This window comes from Gallionella capsiferriformans ES-2 (assembly GCF_000145255.1).
Taxonomy (GTDB): domain Bacteria; phylum Pseudomonadota; class Gammaproteobacteria; order Burkholderiales; family Gallionellaceae; genus Gallionella; species Gallionella capsiferriformans.
On sequence record NC_014394.1, the window covers coordinates 2601201 to 2619843 of the forward strand.

General features: G+C 50.4%; 16 protein-coding genes. 1 reads left to right on the forward strand and 15 read right to left on the reverse strand.

Annotated features, from left to right (window positions below; all coding sequences use genetic code 11):
• Window positions 1-2: 2 nt before the first annotated feature.
• The 10 genes from GALF_RS12030 to GALF_RS12075 all read right to left on the reverse strand — a co-directional run bounded on the left by GALF_RS12030 (window position 3) and on the right by GALF_RS12075 (window position 11054).
• Complete coding sequence (locus tag GALF_RS12030; protein ID WP_013294334.1) at window positions 3-206, reverse strand: tautomerase family protein; 204 nt, start codon at window positions 204-206, stop codon at window positions 3-5.
• Window positions 207-373: 167 nt separating this feature from the next.
• Window positions 374-1144 (reverse strand): hypothetical protein, encoded by a 771-nt coding sequence (locus tag GALF_RS12035; protein WP_150102614.1) that lies wholly within the window; start codon window positions 1142-1144, stop codon window positions 374-376.
• Between the two features lie 82 nt (window positions 1145-1226).
• The gene (locus GALF_RS12040) at window positions 1227-1907 is read right to left on the reverse strand and encodes a hypothetical protein (RefSeq protein ID WP_013294336.1); all 681 of its coding nucleotides are present in this window, start codon (window positions 1905-1907) and stop codon (window positions 1227-1229) included.
• 340 nt (window positions 1908-2247) lie between these two features.
• On the reverse strand, window positions 2248-4536 hold the full coding sequence (locus GALF_RS12045; RefSeq protein WP_013294337.1) for an AAA family ATPase: 2289 nt from the start codon (window positions 4534-4536) through the stop codon (window positions 2248-2250).
• Complete coding sequence (locus GALF_RS12050) at window positions 4533-5015, reverse strand: hypothetical protein (RefSeq protein WP_013294338.1); 483 nt, start codon at window positions 5013-5015, stop codon at window positions 4533-4535. Before GALF_RS12050 ends, GALF_RS12045 begins: the two co-directional genes overlap by 4 nt.
• A 3-nt stretch (window positions 5016-5018) precedes the next feature.
• Window positions 5019-5444, reverse strand: a complete 426-nt coding sequence (locus tag GALF_RS12055) for a hypothetical protein (RefSeq protein WP_013294339.1) — start codon at window positions 5442-5444, stop codon at window positions 5019-5021.
• Window positions 5437-7560, reverse strand: a complete 2124-nt coding sequence (locus GALF_RS12060) for a hypothetical protein (protein ID WP_013294340.1) — start codon at window positions 7558-7560, stop codon at window positions 5437-5439. The genes GALF_RS12055 and GALF_RS12060 overlap by 8 nt, the downstream gene beginning before the upstream one ends.
• Window positions 7553-9115, reverse strand: coding sequence for a site-specific integrase (locus tag GALF_RS12065; RefSeq protein ID WP_013294341.1), 1563 nt, complete (start codon window positions 9113-9115; stop codon window positions 7553-7555). Before GALF_RS12065 ends, GALF_RS12060 begins: the two co-directional genes overlap by 8 nt.
• The gene (locus GALF_RS12070; RefSeq protein ID WP_190274081.1) at window positions 9102-10340 is read right to left on the reverse strand and encodes a tyrosine-type recombinase/integrase; all 1239 of its coding nucleotides are present in this window, start codon (window positions 10338-10340) and stop codon (window positions 9102-9104) included. The genes GALF_RS12065 and GALF_RS12070 overlap by 14 nt, the downstream gene beginning before the upstream one ends.
• A 231-nt stretch (window positions 10341-10571) precedes the next feature.
• The gene (locus GALF_RS12075) at window positions 10572-11054 is read right to left on the reverse strand and encodes a single-stranded DNA-binding protein (protein ID WP_013294343.1); all 483 of its coding nucleotides are present in this window, start codon (window positions 11052-11054) and stop codon (window positions 10572-10574) included.
• Between the two features lie 246 nt (window positions 11055-11300).
• Between GALF_RS12075 and GALF_RS12080 the strand changes: the two genes are divergently transcribed.
• A complete protein-coding gene (locus GALF_RS12080; protein ID WP_013294344.1) occupies window positions 11301-12857 on the forward strand; it encodes a protein adenylyltransferase SelO in 1557 nt (518 codons plus the stop codon).
• Between the two features lie 6 nt (window positions 12858-12863).
• Here the strand turns inward: GALF_RS12080 and GALF_RS12085 are convergent, their stop codons facing one another.
• The 5 genes from GALF_RS12085 to bcsZ form a co-directional block, all read right to left on the reverse strand.
• The gene (locus GALF_RS12085) at window positions 12864-13982 is read right to left on the reverse strand and encodes an alginate O-acetyltransferase AlgX-related protein (protein WP_013294345.1); all 1119 of its coding nucleotides are present in this window, start codon (window positions 13980-13982) and stop codon (window positions 12864-12866) included.
• Between the two features lie 10 nt (window positions 13983-13992).
• Window positions 13993-15399, reverse strand: coding sequence for an MBOAT family O-acyltransferase (locus GALF_RS12090; RefSeq protein WP_013294346.1), 1407 nt, complete (start codon window positions 15397-15399; stop codon window positions 13993-13995).
• A 39-nt stretch (window positions 15400-15438) separates the two neighbouring features.
• The gene (locus tag GALF_RS12095; RefSeq protein WP_013294347.1) at window positions 15439-16110 is read right to left on the reverse strand and encodes a cellulose acetylase subunit; all 672 of its coding nucleotides are present in this window, start codon (window positions 16108-16110) and stop codon (window positions 15439-15441) included.
• Window positions 16111-16367: 257 nt separating this feature from the next.
• Complete coding sequence (locus GALF_RS12100; protein WP_013294348.1) at window positions 16368-17507, reverse strand: tetratricopeptide repeat protein; 1140 nt, start codon at window positions 17505-17507, stop codon at window positions 16368-16370.
• Window positions 17489-18643: a cellulose synthase complex periplasmic endoglucanase BcsZ gene (gene bcsZ, locus GALF_RS12105; protein WP_013294349.1), complete on the reverse strand. Its 1155-nt coding sequence runs from the start codon at window positions 18641-18643 to the stop codon at window positions 17489-17491. Before bcsZ ends, GALF_RS12100 begins: the two co-directional genes overlap by 19 nt.

Here is an 18643-nt window from a genome sequence, read left to right on the forward strand (position 1 = left end):
AACTAAGCACTCTGTTGCTTTTTCCATTCATCCGTCAGCAATCCAGCAAAGCCCCAGTCCTGTTCTTCAATTTCTTGAATTACGATATGGGTGTGTTCAGGTTTTTTTCCAAGCACTCGTACCAAAGAATTCGTGATGCCTTTAACAATCTCAGCCTTCTGACTTTTGGTTGCACCCTTGGTGATTTGAACATTAACGTAAGGCATTTCGTTTCCCTATCTAAAATCAATTTGTTAACTGACTCTTGTTGTGTAGTCAACGGACAAATTGTTATGCATCTTCAACCAGGACATGCCGTTCCCAAGACGCAGGCGAAGTTCAACGCCGTGTTAGGAAAAATTCGTAACGCTAAGACTTGCCAATTTTTGCATGTTCACTGAACTATTTGACATATATTGACCGCATTATCAAAGGTATCTGATCGTGGGATAACCTTGTTATTGCTATTTTTGATATTAAGATATTGAGTTGTTGAACCATCTTGATAATTTCTTACTATTGCTAGCGTTGCCATTTCGGGTGCCATCAACTGTATTGCGATACTTCCATCATTCATAAGCAATCCGTCAGCATAGAATTCTGCGTCTTTGTATTTGGCAAGAATGCATTCAACAACTTTTCTGGCTGGTTGATTGCTAATTGATTGAAGCATGGGTTTATTATCCCCACTATCCTTGCCCTTTACAATTTTTTGATATTTATTGATCATGTACTCAAACCATTTCAATTTATTTGAAACTGCTAAGTTATTTTCATCTTTGCTTTTGCAGTAATCGAAATAATTAGAAGATGTTTCTAGTGCTTCCTTTTGAGGCTTCATTTCTTCAAAAAACCTTTTTGCTTCTTCTATATTCAAGGCGCGGGTCAACAAATCATTCACATTCGGAAAATCTGAGTGTTCGCATTTTTTATAATAATACTCAAAGCTTGTCACTTGTAATGCGACAGTAATTGACCTTTCTGTTGAATCGTCGTATTTTTTCGAAAGACAGAACCCGTTGAAATGTGGCATGCCTTTTGACGTACATTCAGAAGCTAGATCTCCAATTATTTTTTTGTATTCGTTAAAGTTTATTCTCGGAGATTCCGCAGAGCAAGTAAAAAATGGCCAATATAAACAAAGTATTAGTATTGATTTTTTCATGCTTTTAAGTTTGGCTTTTTGCAAAGAGTGGCAGTGCTGAATAAAGTTGAGCTAAGGAGCTAAGTACTTCTGCGAAAATATGCTATTTTTGAGACGTATCACTTTTAGACAGGCTGACATAAGTTGGCATGACAACTTCTCCTTTCGAAAGAACAACAAGCTTATCCTTGTTCATCTGTAGGAGTATTTCCTTCAACATATTGTCAACAAATTGTTTGTCGAATCCGGTTCTCATGAGTGAAGAGATAAAAAGCGTATTTTCAAACTGCCCTGTCCATATTCTTTCCCACGTTTTCGAGTTAAACAGATTAGCGTGTAAATTTAAAAAAATACTGCTCCCATTCTGGCTATTAGTTAAAACACTCCCTCCAACAATTTGCAACACAAGAACAGGAGCAGCACTTCCTCCGTTTTTCGCCCAAGCGATCATTTTATTGCCATTTATCTGCCCCAATTCGGTCTTTTGCATCGACTCAAATTGGACTGCGAGGCCGTTTAAGTTGAAAAAAATCGGGACTCTTTCTGCAAGCAAATAACCTACGTCGTTGTATCCAATCGATGCCAACAATGGATTGGATTGTGGATTTCGAACATCTTGTGAACTCGCCAGCTTGTTTTCCAAATACAACACATGAAGCTCAGTGTTAGGTCCTGCGGACTTGTCAAAAACATTTGAATATCTAACAGCTGTGCCTGTACAGCCAGTTAGAAATAGGAGGAGAAAGACTATAGTACTGAAATATGCAGTAAACCTTTTATTCATTTCTTATTCTCTCAAGAGGACAATTGTTCGGCTAAGGGATGTTTTTAGCATCCCGCTTGACTGAGGTTGCAGTATAGCTGTTCAGCCTTGCAAATAATTTACTCGAAGCCAATTAAATAGAAATTTGAGTTGTTAGGTCTGCTATTGGCACCTTATTGTGTGTCACGAACGGCGACTTCCTCACTAAATAGTTTTACCTCGACGGACTGCAACTGGCACATTGTACTCGGTCGGCATCTCGAATTGCCAGCGCCGAAGCGGTCATTCAAAGTTAGTTGAGCAAAGATGGGCTTGACTGTCGGCATTGGCCGAAGACCCAACGAGGAAAAATAAACTGTGGTTAACAATTTTCGGCCAGATTGGTTAGATGCCTAATTCGTAAAGCCAAAGTCGTCGCCCGTTCAAGACTGGCCGGTCCCCTTGCTATCCCAATTTCGATCAAGCGAGGCTCCCCAAATAGAACAACGCGCTTCAGCGCCCTAGTAACTGCTGTGTAGAGCAGGGACAGGTCTATCATCCTTGAAGCGTTTCTCGGCAGCGCAATGAAACATGTGGGCCACTGGCTGCCCTGACTTTTATGTATGGTTACAGCATAGCCCAGACTCAACTTCCCCAGCAAATCTAGATTCACGTCAATTTTTCTGCCGTCGCCCATCCTGATGACTCCGAAACGCTCCGTATCCGTCAAGACATCTGCCACGTCTTCCAGAATTCCCAAGTCACCGTTTCGAACATCAGCATCATCGTCATAGTTATTCTGGGTAACGAGTACCGGATCGCCTTTGAGCAGTTGCATGCCATCAGAAGTGATCCACGGCAGGCACCCTCTCTCGCGGTCTTGGTACAACAACTGCGCCCTTTCAAGTCCTACTTTGCGCTGCAACGTAACGTTGATGTTATCGACTCCGAGTGGGCCCGACCTGACCGGACACAACACGATCCCAGCTCCAATGCCCCCCGCTTGCAGCCATAGTTCAGCTAGTTGATCCGGATCGTTTGATTCAACCAATGAGCAGTCAGCGCTGTCCACCAAGCGACTGACTGCAGCCGGAGGGAGTTTCACAAAACTGTTTCTCAGGTCGGTTGCAAAGCGGTGAATTCCACTTTGTTCATCCTGCCGCATTACCTGCTTAAGCTCAAAGAACGGTACACTGGAGCTTTGCAACGCGTGGAAAACCAACCCCTTGCCAACTGGCAGTATCTGCATGGAATCACCAACAAATATTATTCTTACTGCATATGGCAGTAAGCGAACCAGCCTATACATGCTGAGTAGGTCAAGCATCGACGACTCGTCAACGATCAACAACAAATAATCAGGCAGCTCCGGCTTGCCTTCGCCCGTGTGTTCGGCAATAAGCTTGGCAATGGTCTGCGCAGGTTTCCCGGTACTCTCGGCTATCCTCTGGGCAGCCCGACCAGCAACAGCAACCTGATACGAGGGAAGTTCCGATGCCAGCGACTCATAGCATCCTAGAACTGCCCGAAGGATGGTTGTTTTTCCCGTGCCAGCACCACCGCTGATGCCACACACTGGCGCCAGCACTGCGCCAATGACGGCTTCCCGTTGCTCTGGCAGAAGCTGGAAGTCGAGGAAGTGCGCTTCATATTGCTGCAGCGCTTCCTCAACTGTCCTGCGGTCAATTTGAGTTTCCCACCTCGCTTGACCAGCACCGCTCCCTGGCGATCTGAACAATGCCTTGACCAGAAAATCTGCCACTTCGTGTTCCATCAAGGCACAGCCGTAGCTTTGATAGACTGCCTTGCCACACTTAACCATAAGCTTCTGACCTACTGAAATGTCACCGAGATCCTTGGGCATTGAGCATTGGGTCAAGAGCTCTGCCCGACGATGTAATGTTGCCACATCAATAACCGTTGAACCGGTCTCCTCGGAATGCACAAAGGCTACATGTGCGGCAACACCCCCGATATATTCTGGATCGTCGATGGTGAAGCCCATTCTTGCGGCAATCACATCCACCTTTTTGAAGGAAACCCCAAGACCAAGCAGCATGAACGGATTGCCTTGGAGTAAAGGCAAGGCGTCCTCGCCCAAAGCTTTTAGGATCGACTTGCTGATACCAGCAGGAATTCCGTGCTCGTCAAGAAACGCGATGACCCTGAACAATTCACTTGACGGCCAGTTTTCCAAGAGTGCATCTACTGTCGAATCAGACATTCCATGAATGGCCAGCAGTGATTCTCGATCCCTTTTCTCAACCCACTTTGCCAAGTGTTTGTTCCGGACGAGGCGATTGGATAGAATATCGCCGATTCCAGCGATGTTTTCTTTGAGCCAACGCGCCAAGGTTTGGCCCGTTGGCTTGACGAATGTCACTGTAGTGGCCGTGATGGTTCTTTCGTAGCGCCGGTCACCGTTGTGTACATAACTGGTAATGAATTCCGGCCCATCCACAAGCCAAACAGTCCCTGGCGCAACAAGTTCTATGTCAGTATCAGGAAACCTTACGATCAGAGGATAGGGCGAAGGGGAAGAGCGAATAGAGCCGTTACGGTTGATGACCGAGACCGCCGCATAACGTCCGCCATTACGTACTCGCTTGCCTACCTGTACTGGAGTACCAACGTGGTAGACCCTTGCCTCGGATTTGGCAACATTGTTCATTCAGGCAGTCCGAATCCAGGTAAACCTTTGGCAATTAGGTGCCTTTGCTCTTCGTAGGCGCGGACTCTCTTCCTCAGCATACTGACTTCAGCCTCAAGCTCGCTTACCTTGCTCGCCAAGCGGTTGGCATCGACTGACGATTGCTGCACAACCTTCCGCGAACGGTCAAGTGCTGCGTTAACGCTTTCGACACTTTGCTTGTCCGGTCCGCCAAACCACTTCTTTTCAACCCGAGCAATAGCTTCCCTCAATGGCTCATTTTGGTGGAATGGGGTCTTGTTTTTCCATCCGATCCCTTCGATGGCGATCTTTTCTCGGCTTACCGTGCCAGCGAACTTGCCTTTCCATTGTTCCTTCGTACCGGCATGTTCAACCTCAGCGGCCCACGCTTCAAACTCTTCGAGCTTCTTTTTTCCAATCTGTGCGCAGCTCAAGCCATCATAGTTAAGGCTTTTATTATCTTGCTTTTTTCGAGCCATCGATCACCCTTTTTGGTTGCGCTTGTTCTTCGCCGTTAGTGGAAAATCCAGCTTTGAGATGTCGAAATTTGGCGCATGCATATAGATAATGCTTAGCCAACGGACAAACTTTTCTTTGTACGCGTCGTTCTCAGCAGACAGGCGCCTAACCTGTTCGACGAGGTTATTTACCTGCGATTCGAACATCGCGATCGTTTGATCGCTTGATGCCCTTGATGACTTTGCCTCACGCAGGAAGGCTTTGCGCTCGTTGAATGTTCGCTTGATAATCTCGTAACGCAACAACGTCTGCTTGGTCACCACAGTTTTGAGCCCAAGTTTGCGGGTGATGCTCTCGCAGTAGAGCTCCCAAGTTAGTTCGCCTTGCCAATTGTTCAGTATAGCCAGCAACTGATTGATACTGTCCTCCGTGACAATCTTCTTAGGCATGACGAACCCATCCCAAGAATTTCTTCGTCATTGAGGACCGAACGGACTGTTGATCAGCATCGGACGCCTCTGGAACCACTGCTGATCTAGCGCGCTGGAGTGGGCTGGGATCCAACTCCGGGGGGACACAAACATGAGCCCCTTCCGGCGTGTCGAGATCCTTGAGTCGCGAGATGATGGCTCTGATTTTTCCAAGACGGAAACCTAGGAAGCGAAACCAACTGTCGGCGCCGAACGTTTTAACATCCAGTTGTAGCGCTGCACGCGATAGCTCCCTGGATAGTCCAGATTCCAGGGACTCAAGATTTTCGAGTTTGTCATCGAGACCCTTTATACACTTGTGGTCATCGCAGCTAGCGCAGGCTTCGCCTCCGCCCTTCAAACAAGGGGCCATCGCCCAGTCCCTTACGCAGAACCCATAGAGTGTAGGGTGTGCAACGCCGGGACGATCTATGCCCAAGGATTCATACGTCACTGGCAAATTCAATCGAACGGCTTCTAGGGAGGTAGGAGCCTGATTGTGCCTGATTACATCCTTAGCCGCTTTGTCCTTTTCCTCTTTTGTTAGAAATTTATAAGCTTTATTGTCATTCTTGTTCGCCCTGCCCGCCCATTGTGCGAGCAGCCACGCGCTCATACCGCCACGTTCTGCCCAGGTAGAAAGCCAGACCCTCGGCTGGTGGCTGGTCAGCATTATCGGAGTCTTGCCGTCTTCATCCACTTTATTGAAGCGATCAAAGATCGACTTTATGCGCAATTTTTTGCCAGAATTTGACTGATAATCTCTACCGCCTAACTCGCAGTTCAATGCGTTAATGTTCGGGATCACCCAACTAAACTGTTTTGGTAGAAAGTCAGCATGAAACTGCATGTCCAGCACGAGCAACAAAGAATCCCAAACAGGTCGATTTGACCTAGGCATGTTCGGCCAACTGTGGGTGCAGTATTTATCATGGGTGAGCTCTGCCAGTCTCCGATAAGTCACCGGACCCGATGCACGCATATTCTCTAGCCACTTGATAGGGTTTGGGTTTATAACGCGCCAAGCGTCGTCACCTTGAAGATCTTTTCCCTCTTGTTGCCTGATTTTGAGTTTTTCAATAGTGACGTCTGCATAGTTCATAGCGCAGGAAAACTGAAGGACATCCAGAGGCTCATCCTCACCAAAATCGACTGGCGTGATGCAACGCGAGTGGCGCATGAACTTGCCAGGATTCTCGAAAGCGAACTTAGCCGCAATTCTGGCTGATTTGCCAATCTTAATTAGACGTGCGAACGCGTCGCGGACCACAGGTTCCAGCTGAACGGGAACAATCTTTTTGGTCCATTCAGCCTTCTTTTTCGGAAACCAAAGCACTTTCAACCTTCCGTCTTCTTCGATCAGGCTATCGACCATCAATGAACCGGGTTCGCTGCCTCGGCCTGGTGCAAACATCAGCAGTACGATGACCGATGACCAATATTGGTCATATTCTTCCTCCGCCATCCGGAATATGTCCGCCAACGCGAGCATTTGATGAATGCTGGGGCAGCGTTCTTCCTGCCACGCTTTGTCCTCAGCAGTTGTGCCTTGAGCTCGGAAGCGCTGGCGCGGGTAGGGATTGGTCCAGATCGGCAACGACGGGCAAATAGCTTTCTCCCGCAAGAAATTGGCGAGCATTTCCAACTCGTTGCCGATGTGATAACGCCGTGCTTCAGAGTTACGTTGCCGAATCAATTCCGAGGTTTTTGAAATCACAACCCCGTCAACATCCATAATGTCTTGGCTGCGCCCCAAGTCTCGTAGAGCATCGTAGACGGTCGCAAGTGCAGATGTCTTGTTACCGATTGACGTTACCTGCTGCTGTTCCTGATGGAACCTTACATACGCCTGGGCAAAACTTAGAAACGGCTCATGGAATGGAGTGTAATTGTATGGATCATTCTTCTTGGAATATTCCGCGAACCGCATCGCATGTTTCCTGCCGTTGGCATCTGTGTATATCCATTGGTGAACAGCAAACCCGCCTTGATCTTCATAGAGCGCAAGTGTGTCCCGACAGTAAGTCACGAAATCGGCGAGATTCTTCTTGGGATCGTCCGCTGTAACAGGAATGAATGAGACAACTTTACTCATGACGGTACTCACCCTCGAACGTTTTGAATTCCGCCTTCCTAGTTGCGCACATTTGAATCACCTGCGTAATCGCAAGCAACACTCGGTCTGACGCACTGATGACCTTTTTAGATACGCCAGCATCCTCCTGATCACGCCTCTCCTTGTGCAATTCATCGAGTGCCTGTTGGTGAGGTCCATACAGCCATGGCTGAAATCTCTTGCATAGGTAGCAACTTTTCCAGCCATCCGCACAGAACTTATTGTTACCGCAATTTCCAACTGAAATATCAGTATTCAGCTTCACCCTGCTATGGGGATCATTGCCCCGAACCGCATCTCTTTCTGACTCTACCAATGTTCCTGCGAATGCCATGGCCAAAGGAGCCAAAACCGGGGCCATCACCTCATCAACCACCTTCGCGATTTCATTCTCTGATCGCGCGTATACACCAACCTGCTGCGTATCACTGTGATCAAGAGCCTCAGCGATAACCATCGGCCCGAATCCCTCTTCAGCCAAATTTGTCGCAAATGTTCTTCTCAAACGAGTACAACCAATGATCAATCGATCACCCGTACGCTCGCTATGCGCAATCACAGTTGAATTGAGTTTGAACATAATATTGTTTATTGATCTCGAAGTTACATGCAGGAAATCTTTATCATGATAGGAAGAGATATCCGAGGACGAGCACAAAGCCAAGCGATTATAAGTTGGGAATAGTGGCAACGACGATTTTAATCCCTCATCGATATCTCCAAGAGTGCGATTAACCCAGGAGATAACGTCATTTCGTTGATCGTTCAGTGCATCAAAAAAGTCTTTACAGATCATTACACGCTTGAATTCCTTTCGAAAAGTCTTCCCTCCCTGCTGCTTAACCCTAGGTATGTCCAGATAATAGGAGCACGATTCCTTGTTGTCCGTAAAGCCAAGATCACCGAATCTTAAATAACGAATCTGAACTGGCCGCCTTCCAGTCATGCTGACTGCCAGCAGGAAACTGTAGTCGTGCTGTGATAGACGTTTTTCCTCATATGCATTCGCTAAGCCATACAACAGCGACTGATGCTCCAACGAAGTATATGCGCCGGAATAAGGACAGTTCGTCAGTACGGCATACCCCTTAACGCAGCCTTTTATTCTCAACCCGTCTAAATATTCGATCTCTTTCCTAGTAATACCGGAAAATTGCCACTCATACCAACTCTCCAGAAAGCTTCTAAGTGCGCCCAACTCCCAAAGATGCTCGTCATCTAGCTTAGATCGAAAACTAGACAAGGCTTCCGCAGAAAAATCTTTTGACCCCGTGACCCTAAAGAATTTTTTGGCCCGATTGATAATGGAATCGCAGTAACCGGAAGAAAGCTCTTGCGCAAAGCGGGATAGAGACTTTCTGAACCCCTCGGAAGTTCTTTCCTCAACCTCTAATTCTGATAGGAAACTGAGCTTTATGCTGATGGAGCCATCTAGCATCCATATGTTGCTATTTTCATCAAACTCGTAACCTGCCGACGATGTTTGTAGTAACAATGCGCTGCTTGACGCTGCATGTAGTTTAGTTTTCGTCATCCCCAACCATCCCTTTCGCTTGTGCCAGAGCCTCTTTCAGTACTGAGGACTGCTTATCCTGGAACTGCCGCATCGCCTTCTTTGTCATAGCGCGTGTCGCGTTTCTCTCGTAGACCTCCCCAGACTTGTCACCATCGTGGCCGTTCATGTCCTTGCGAATATCGAGCCTCTGCTGGTCAGTGAGCAGTTTTACTTGAATCGAATAAAGATCCAACTGGTCAGTGAGTCGAACATTGAAGTTGTGACGAAACCCGTGGCGCCGTATATCCTTGAATCTGTCTGGACGAACAACCACACCCCTCTTTAATTCATGCTGGAAGTTTTTGTCCGACATAGGAAAACCTTGGAATTCGTCATTTCTATGATTGACGAACAGGAATGGGCGTTTCCTGGCGTTAGGCGTGCCATACCGAACCGACGTGATGTATTCCTGAATTTTGTCGTAGAGCCCTTGGCTGATCGGAATATCCCTTTCCAGGGTCTTTACCTGAGGCGGGTTCATGCGTGGATCATTTGGGTCATCCCGCCTATCGATGATTCGGATAATTGGATCACCTTGGTCGTCATATGTCGCGTCACCGACATACAGCGATAGCAGTTCTCCAGACCGCATCCCTGTCTCATAGAGCGTTTTGAACATCACAAAATTCCTGAGTCGAACTTCTCGCGACTTAAACGGGTTGTCTGGTGAATCTTCAGCAACGACCGACATGAACTCATCAAAGTATTGCGGAGATGGATGAATTGCTAGCCCAGAGCGACTTGTCTTACCTTTTGGCCGTTGCGCCAGTAGTGCCTCGCGCATTTCCTTGGCACGATTGTTGAGTTCTCCTGCGTTTGGGCGAACCCGCAACATCGTCACTGCACAGAAGTACAAGTACTTTGCAATCACGGTAATCCGGTTGTAGGCATGACTCTTTACGACACTCTGCAGAGAGGCCACCTGGATTGGCGCAACAATATCTATCGACTTGCCAGACAGGTACGTTACCCTATTCATGTAGCGTTTTAGGTCAAGAGAGTCCCGATGACAGTGATCCCTAAGACTCATAATATCCCCTTCGGTAGGAAATCGCTGCTCGCCTAGCTCCTCCAGTAAGTTGCGCTTTTCCAGTTGCTCCCAAACACGAAGATGCGAAATTGCCGCCAACTCATTGCGAATTGTATTCGCGGTTTTACTTGCCCTTGATTCCGCAAACGTAAACAGGGTAGGCCAAAGGCTCATCAACCCATCCTGACCCTCCAAATATGGATAGCGTTCACCATCAGAAAATCGAGCAATATGCTGGGACAAAAGCATGTCTTAACTTTACCTTTTTTAACTTCCACCACACAAAAATAGGTTTAATTCTAATTTAAACAAAAAATTTGCGCAATAAAAAATAACGCCCTGTAAATACAGGGCGTTATAAGTTAAGACTGATTCTTATTTTTACATTTTACATTTAACTTCCGCCTAAAAAGGAATATCGTCGTCGAAGTTATCAAAATTGCGTGCCTGACTTGCAGCGGGCGCAGGTGCTGATCTCGGTGCCGATGGCGCTTGAGAACGCGCAGGCTGAGACTGCTGGGACGGCTGATCGTCCATCACTTCAAAGCTGCCACCGGTTGATTTTCCGCCCAGCATGGTCATCTCGTTCACCAGAATTTCCGTGGTGTAACGATCTTTGCCTTCCTTGTCCTGCCACTTGCGCGTCTGCAGCTTACCTTCGACATAGATCATCGAGCCTTTTTTCAGGTATTCACCAGCGACTTCCGCCAGACGACGATAGAAGGTCAGGTTATGCCATTCGGTTTTTTCCTGCTTGACGCCGCTCTTGTCCTTCCAGTTTTCAGAAGTTGCCAGCGTCGCATTGGTGACCGCTTCCCCGTTAGGCATATAGCGCGTTTCCGGGTCTTTGCCTAAACGGCCGATCAAAATCACTTTATTTACCGACATGTCCTACTCCCTTTGTTCATGCAATGGACCCGCCTGTCGCCAGCCCATCGATCATAAGTTAAAAATTCATCCGCTTTTGATTTTAAACCATCTGATCAAATAACATCAGGCGAAATTATACGCTGATCGCGGCGGCGGCCTCTTTGATACCTTATCAGCCAGTTGCATGTCGTCTATTTTCAGTCCGCTTTATCCGACTATATTTGTCAGGTAAAATAGCTGCATTACCGTACAGGACTCCGTCGCATGATCAAATTTACCTTCGATAACCGCTTCGTCAGCGAATTACCGGGCGATCAAAGCGGCTCTCCCCACTCACGCCAGACACCTGACGTCTGCTGGGCGGCTGTCAATCCGACACCGACGGCCCAGCCTGTCCTGCTGGCTTATTCGAACGCGGCAGCCTGCCTGCTCAATCTCAGCCATGAGGATGTGCATTCGGCAGAATTTCTGCAGGCCTTTAGCGGCAATCAGTTATTGCCGGGAATGCGCCCTTTTGCCGCCTGCTACGGCGGACACCAGTTCGGCCATTGGGCCGGACAATTGGGCGATGGACGTGCGATTTCGCTGGGTGAGGTGATCAACCTGCAAGGTGAGCGATGGGAACTCCAACTCAAGGGTGCCGGCATGACGCCGTACTCCCGTCGCGCCGACGGACGTGCCGTGCTGCGCTCTTCACTGCGCGAATTTTTGTGCAGCGAAGCCATGCACCATCTGGGCATCCCCACGACACGCGCACTGAGTCTGATCGGCACGGGCGACGATGTGATGCGGGATATGTTCTACGACGGGCACCCGAATGATGAACCCGGCGCCATCGTCTGTCGCATCGCCCCCTCCTTCATCCGCTTCGGTAATTTCGAACTGCTGGCGGCGCGCGGCGAGCACGAGTTACTCAGACGTCTGGTTGATTTCACCATCGACCGCGACTTTCAAGAGATCAGCAAAGAACCGGACGACTATTTGTCCGACTGGTTCAGTCTGGTGTGCGAGCGAACAGCCAAGCTGGTGGTGGAATGGCTCAGAGTTGGCTTCGTACATGGCGTGATGAACACCGACAATATGTCCATTCTCGGTCTGACCCTCGATTACGGCCCCTACGGCTGGATAGACAACTTCGACCCCGGCTGGACGCCCAACACCACGGACAGCGAATGGCGGCGCTATTGCCTGTCGCAGCAACCCCCCGTGGCACGCTGGAATCTCGAACGACTGGCCGATGCGCTCTCGACCATCAAAGGCGCACGTTCACTGCGCGAGCGTGGACTGAAGCATTTTGATGCCACCCTGCAAACGAGCATGACGAGCATGCTCGCCGGAAAATTCGGCTGGCTTGTCTGGTGCGATACCGATGCCGAACTGGTTGAAACTATTTTTGACCTGATGCAAACGGCCCAAGTTGATATGACCCAATTTTTCCGCGCACTGGCGAACATTGAACAGGAAGCGCCCGATCTTGCCGTGTTACGCAGCGCGTTTTATCAGGAAGCGCTCTATCACAATCACAGCACGCTGTTTAACGACTGGCTCCAACGCTACGCTGCGCGCCTTTGCCTGCAACAGGAATCCGATGACACACGCCGCAAGCGAATGAACCTAGTCAATCCGCGTTTTATTTTGCGCAACTATCTCGCCCAGCAAGCCATTGAGGCTGCGATGCAAAATGACATGAGCTTCCTAGAACGGCTGATGCAGGCAGGCCAGCGCCCTTATGACGAGGAGATAGATGCAGATCTTGTCGCACTAAGACCTGACTGGGCGCTCAACAAGCCCGGCTGTTCAATGCTCTCTTGCAGTTCCTGAACGCCACTACAAACGGGCTTTGAGCAGACTCGCCAGCCACAGACGCTCGGCTTCCTTGACGGGCATCTCGATGACGCGCTCCGGCACTTCCCAGACCACCACGCGGGGTGCGAAGGAACGGAAGGTCACGCCGCCAAAATAGGCGATCGCAGCACCGGCAAAGTCACCGCCATCTTTGGCCTCATTGGCCACCGACTCTCCCAGATGGCGCTCTAAAAACGGCACGAAGTTGCTGTTTCTGGAATAAGACGTACCGATCAGCGTTGTCGTAGGGGCTGAGGCCTCGCCGAACAAGTCATCGCTCCCTTGTGCCAGCGGCGGCAGCACGGTGACCTGCGCCAACTCGACACGAGGCCGCAAGAAGGCCGGTAGCCCGTCGATGCCTGCCAGATGCACCAAATCCCCGGGCCTTGCCGTCAGTGCCGTGTTGAGCACCACCGCCTCGCCACCCGCATCTCCCGCCCAATGGCGCGCGCGCAAGGCGGATGCAACCACCCGCGCCGACCTGTTGGCCCCCGCTTCATTCCAGTGCGTATCGGTGTGGTAATAGCGCTCGCCTTCCTGCTCGGCCAGCGCTTGAGTCAGGTCCAGCGCTGCAACACCCTGTTCTTCCAAAGCCGATTGCCAATTCGCAACGCGGGCAGCAAAGCGCTCAGACCGCTTCAATCCGCACAGATGCGCGCTCTCGATGCGTGTTTTATCGGGCACAATCACCATCAGCAATTTGATGCCGCGCTCGGCCAGCCGGCTATTGAGTTTTGCCGCCAGTGTTGTCCTGAATTGGGCAGCATTTTCGCTGTCGGGATGCGGCTGGAGTTCGTCGGTCAAAAACAGCCAGTCGGCACACCCGGGGCGCACACTAGGCCCCAAATCGCCGGTCAGATTCCACAGCATGCCGCGCTCAATCTGGCTAAAAGTTGGCCCCAACACGAAGTGCTGATTCAATAATTTAGTGAAGCGTTTGGTCGACTCCCCCGAGAGGATTTTATCCGCATCTTTGAGCGCGGCCCACTCCGTTTGGGGGACCGCCTTTAAGGAGATGACCGATACGACCAGTCCTGCAATCAGCAGGCAGACAAAAGCGGCTGCGGGCAGGATAGTCAGATATTTTCGATTAATCAGCATGATGTCATCCTCAGAACTGAAAATACAAAAAGGGTGGCGACTGCTGTCCGGTCAGCACGATCAGCGCATAGGCGAAGGCCAGTGCCGGCCAGATTGAACGCCACAGGCTATGACTGAATATCCCCCATCCGCGCCCGGCATATCGCGTGGCAGGATAAACGATACAAACCATGCCGATCACAAACGAGGCGTAAATGGAAGGCCGCAAGGCAAGCGAGACCGCATCGCCCATCGCAACGCCGTGCAAACCGAATTGCCCCGCCCACATGTGCAGCGCAGATGAAAAATCTGCTGCGCGAAACACCGTCCAGGCCAGCATCACGACCCACAACGTTAACAGGCGCGAGAAGAAATCGGGCATGGCATAACCGCGTGCGTTGTAGACGCGTGCCGTACAAAGCGCAACACCATGAATGATGCCCCAGATCAGGTAGTTCCAACTCTCCCCGCCATGCCACAGACCGCCGATCGACATGGTCAGCAACAGATTGATATAGGTACGCCGCTCCCCGCCGCGATTGCCGCCCAGCAACGAGATATACAGATAATCGCGCAGCCACGACGACAGTGTCATGTGCCAACGACGCCAAAAGTCCTGAATCGACACCGATAGATACGGGTTATTGAAGTTAGGCTCGAATTTGAACCCCAGCATCAGACCAAGACCGATGGCCATCAGACTGTAACCGGCAAAATCGAAGTACAGCTGTATCGTGTAGGCACCGCAGCCTATCCAGGCGTCAATCAAGGTCGGAGCCGACTGTTTAAAGACGAGGTCAACCAAGGGCGAGAGCGGATCAGCGATCAGCACTTTCATCGCAAAACCGATCATGAAACGGCGCACGCCGAGTGAGAATTCCTCGGCAGAAAAGAAGCGCTCCCGCAATTCCTTTTCGATGACTTTATAGCGGACGATAGGCCCTGCAATCAAATGCGGAAACATCGCAATATAGGAGGCGAAGAAGCTGAAACGGTACTGCGCCTGAACCACTTTGCGGCGCACGTCAACCAGATAAGACGTCGCATGCAGCACGGTAAAGGATAACGCAATCGGCAGAAACACCGTCTCCCAGATGATCAGCGGACGATCGGCTCCGCCAAAGAGATCATTGAGGGAGCGCACAACCACATTGGCGTATTTGTACCAGGCAAGGCTAGCGAGATTAACGATAATGGCACCCGCCATGATGCGAGTCTTGAACGTTTCCGAACCCGATTTATCGATCAGGATCGCAGCAAGCCAAGTGATCCATGTCAAAAATATAATCAGAATCAGAAATTTAGGCGTCCACCAGGCGTAAAAAAGCCAGCTGCCGAACAACATCGTGTGGTTGCGGTAGCGGGGCGGGGTGAGAAAATAAAACGCGAAAAAAACCGGCAAAAACAGCGTCAAAAATTCCAGGGACGCAAATACCATAGCTTAGAATCTCCGTGTGCCGATTTAACAGACCATCACTTATTTTTTGTCGTCGTTGATCACAAATGCCTGCCTGACGTTGTTCGCCGTCAACAGGAAAAGGCTGTAGCGCGACCCCGACTCCAGCCCGGACAGATCAACCGGCGTTGCGCTGCCGCTACAGTTAATCGCCCCTGACTGCTTGTCGCTGCCCGTCATCTGGCGCTGCATGGACAAGGGTTTAACTTCATAGGTGGCGGTAGCATTTTTTTCAGCAACGATCATATTCGCGCTGCTGCATTTAGCATCAAGATTGAGCAAGGCAAGCGAGACACGCGTGCCGCTAAATTCGCTGGGCGTTTCTCTGAGCAAGGAAGTCTTGATTTGTTTAGCACCCGAAGGCAGTACGGCGACCGTGATAAATTCCCACGGCTTACCGACTACGTCTACCGCCACACGACCCGCTTTGCCCTGAATATTTGCCGTGAGCTTTGCGCCTGACTTAATCTTAAAAAAACGCGTGACACGCGCATCAGGCTTCGTACCCAGTACCTTTTCCTTGCCCTTGGCGGTGGCAATGGCGACATCCGCATCGGTCGCATTCACAAAGCGCACAAACGATGACTCTTCAGAAGGACCGGTTTCATACAGCTGCGGTTCCGCGAGTGCAACTCCGGACAATAGTGTAAAAACCGCCAGAGCACTCAATAAACACGTCACATTTTTTTTCATAGCAACCTCAATATTTAATTTTGTATATTATATGCAGCGTAAATAATCTGACGGGCAATCGCTCGGCACAGATCCTAGCCAAAAACGACGCTGGCTTTGATGCCTGCCGCGCGGTGCTCAGGTGGTCGCATGGCGATATCCGGTGAGCCTGCTAGCAGTAAACTCATCTATATTCCTCTGGTTCAACTACCGCCCCAAGTTTAAGTGCAGTCCGGGTGACTGTCCAGCCTGTCACCTTACTCCAACCATACGCATCGCTATCGCCGGCGTTTTCGCGTACTTGTCGATGTACTTTTCCAAAGCGGCGGTGGTTCTGCCGTCTGCGCCGGACTGACATTAATCGCCAACTCAACGGCGACCTGACGCAGCAATAATTCCGCATCGGCATGTTTTCCCTGTCTTATCAGGGCATCTGCGCGGTCAAGTTGCAGATGTGCCCACGACGTCTTTTGCAATCTGGCCATTTCCGGCGTCCGAGAAACGGGTGATATCCGCTCCAGGGTATGCATAGTCTCCATCCACAAATGCTGCTCAGCATACAACTGTGCGCTGGCAAGCAAGGCGGCAGGAGAATCAGGTGCACTCAGCAATACACTGTCGATCTGTACCCGTGCACGGGAAAACTCACCCGCCCCCTGATACAGCTGCGCCAGATCCAGACGGGACTTTAGGCTATTGGGATTTTTGAGCAGACTATCTTCCAGCGCTGAGCGGGCCTGATTATCTGCACTGACGGGATTGACAGGCTCACGCACTCGCACCCCGTTCGAAGCCGGTGCTGACGTGGCCAATTTTTGCCTTATCTGCGCTGCCAGATCGCTGCGGCCGCGCGACTCCCAGTACTGCGCACTGTCAGTTTGTTCCTGACGCGTAGGCTTAGCGAGCGGCACACTGACCGCTTCAGGTGAATTCGCCGCGAAAGTGACTACTCTTGCCTGTATGGGTGGCGGAGGGGCTGCCGGTAACACCTTAGGCTCGCCGCGAGCCTTCTGCGCCAGATCACTGCGTCCGCGCGACTCCCAGTATTGCGCTTTATCGACTGACTTTACGGTGTCAGGTTGCGCTTGCACCCCCAACTGCGACTGACTCAATGGCGTGACTAAAACGACAGGCGGCCTTGACTCAGCAACAGGGGGAGCCGCGACAACCACAGGAGACGCCGCTTTAACCACCACAACAGATCCGACACTCACAGCGGCAACCCGCCTGATGCGACTGCGTTCCTTCTCTGCCAGATCAGCACGTCCATGACTGTCCCAATATTTTGCGCGCGCCTGCAACTCAATATCTGACGGTGTTTCGTTGATCTGCAACGCCCCCCCCTCCTCTGCCTGAACAGGAGACAGGGACACTGAGGATATGAATAAGGCGACTCCGATTATTTTATAGCTGAACATGATGGCTTCCACTGTACAACGAGTTGACCCTGCGAGGAAAATGCGAACCGGCGCGCCATCCAGCCTTGACCAAACAGAGCTAGTACCTGATCATAATAACGAATGTCCTCACCGATTAATAAATCATTCTCTGTCTTTGAGATCAGCCTGTCATTCTGTAATTGCACCGCAACACTATTTTTCATCGTCTTAAAATAGGGTAGCAAGGCGGCAGAAAAGCTGGGGGGACTCATTCCCGACACGTCCCCGGTTTGCGTATCCACCTTCAATGGCGGCGTTATCTGATATTTCGGTATCAGTTTGTTCATACCGTAAATCAGTTTTTTCATCCCTCCAAACGCAGGATCCTGCCTGGACAACATTCCCCACCACAAGTAGATGCGTATCGCATCATGCGTGCCAATTGCGCCCCGCAGAGGATCGATCAGGTAGCCGCGACCGGGAACATAAGCCGCCCAATCAGGCGCATAGCCCATGGCTGTGATACGGTTAAGCATGGCTAGATTGTTGTCGATGATTTGCACCCAAGGTCCCTCAGGCTCGACAACAGAAAAAGCGCGAAATAATTGTATCGGGATGTAACTCGGGTTCAGACGCGAACCGCCTGCATCAAGAGAAAATCCATTCGCGGCGGGCAATAACACATTGCCTGCACCAGGCAGATTACGCACCAGTTGAATGCGAATATTGGCGAGCATCAAGCGACCCAGCGCCGTATAGCGTGGTTCATGCCATAAACGCCCCGCTTCTAGCAAGGTATAAGCAAACCAAGTGTCCGCATCGGAGGCGGAGTTTTGATCCACCACCCCCCATGTGCCATCGGCTCTTTTCCCCCATTGCCAGGCAGGCAGATGTGCGCTTAAGTCTCCGCCTGCCAGATTATCGCGCGACCACAGCAGGATCTTTTCAAAACGAGGCCGGTCATCGGCGATCAGTGCAAAAAACAAGCCATACGCCTGGCCTTCAGAAGTACTGTAACGCTGCTCACTTTCATCAGCGAGAACTCGCCCGTCAGCCTGTATAAACTGGCTGCCGAATGCCTGCCATGCCGGCCAACAAGTCTGCGCATCCGCTGACAAGGCCACCATCAGCCATGCCAGTACGCCGATCACTATCTTAGCGATAGTGGCTGACAT

Bases quoted from the DNA above. Each gene is read 5' to 3' on its own strand.
- GALF_RS12040 (WP_013294336.1), bottom strand. From the start codon at position 1,907: ATGAATAAAAGGTTTACTGCATATTTCAGTACTATAGTCTTTCTCCTC.
- GALF_RS12080 (WP_013294344.1), top strand. From the start codon at position 11,301: ATGATCAAATTTACCTTCGATAACCGCTTCGTCAGCGAATTACCGGGC.
- GALF_RS12075 (WP_013294343.1), bottom strand. From the start codon at position 11,054: ATGTCGGTAAATAAAGTGATTTTGATCGGCCGTTTAGGCAAAGACCCG.
- GALF_RS12030 (WP_013294334.1), bottom strand. From the start codon at position 206: ATGCCTTACGTTAATGTTCAAATCACCAAGGGTGCAACCAAAAGTCAG.
- GALF_RS12065 (WP_013294341.1), bottom strand. From the start codon at position 9,115: ATGACGAAAACTAAACTACATGCAGCGTCAAGCAGCGCATTGTTACTA.
- GALF_RS12050 (WP_013294338.1), bottom strand. From the start codon at position 5,015: ATGGCTCGAAAAAAGCAAGATAATAAAAGCCTTAACTATGATGGCTTG.
- GALF_RS12085 (WP_013294345.1), bottom strand. From the start codon at position 13,982: ATGCTGATTAATCGAAAATATCTGACTATCCTGCCCGCAGCCGCTTTT.
- GALF_RS12060 (WP_013294340.1), bottom strand. From the start codon at position 7,560: ATGAGTAAAGTTGTCTCATTCATTCCTGTTACAGCGGACGATCCCAAG.
- bcsZ (WP_013294349.1), bottom strand. From the start codon at position 18,643: ATGTCAGCCACTATCGCTAAGATAGTGATCGGCGTACTGGCATGGCTG.
- GALF_RS12035 (WP_150102614.1), bottom strand. From the start codon at position 1,144: ATGAAAAAATCAATACTAATACTTTGTTTATATTGGCCATTTTTTACT.
- GALF_RS12070 (WP_190274081.1), bottom strand. From the start codon at position 10,340: ATGAGCCTTTGGCCTACCCTGTTTACGTTTGCGGAATCAAGGGCAAGT.
- GALF_RS12100 (WP_013294348.1), bottom strand. From the start codon at position 17,507: ATGTTCAGCTATAAAATAATCGGAGTCGCCTTATTCATATCCTCAGTG.
- GALF_RS12090 (WP_013294346.1), bottom strand. From the start codon at position 15,399: ATGGTATTTGCGTCCCTGGAATTTTTGACGCTGTTTTTGCCGGTTTTT.
- GALF_RS12095 (WP_013294347.1), bottom strand. From the start codon at position 16,110: ATGAAAAAAAATGTGACGTGTTTATTGAGTGCTCTGGCGGTTTTTACA.
- GALF_RS12055 (WP_013294339.1), bottom strand. From the start codon at position 5,444: ATGCCTAAGAAGATTGTCACGGAGGACAGTATCAATCAGTTGCTGGCT.
- GALF_RS12045 (WP_013294337.1), bottom strand. From the start codon at position 4,536: ATGAACAATGTTGCCAAATCCGAGGCAAGGGTCTACCACGTTGGTACT.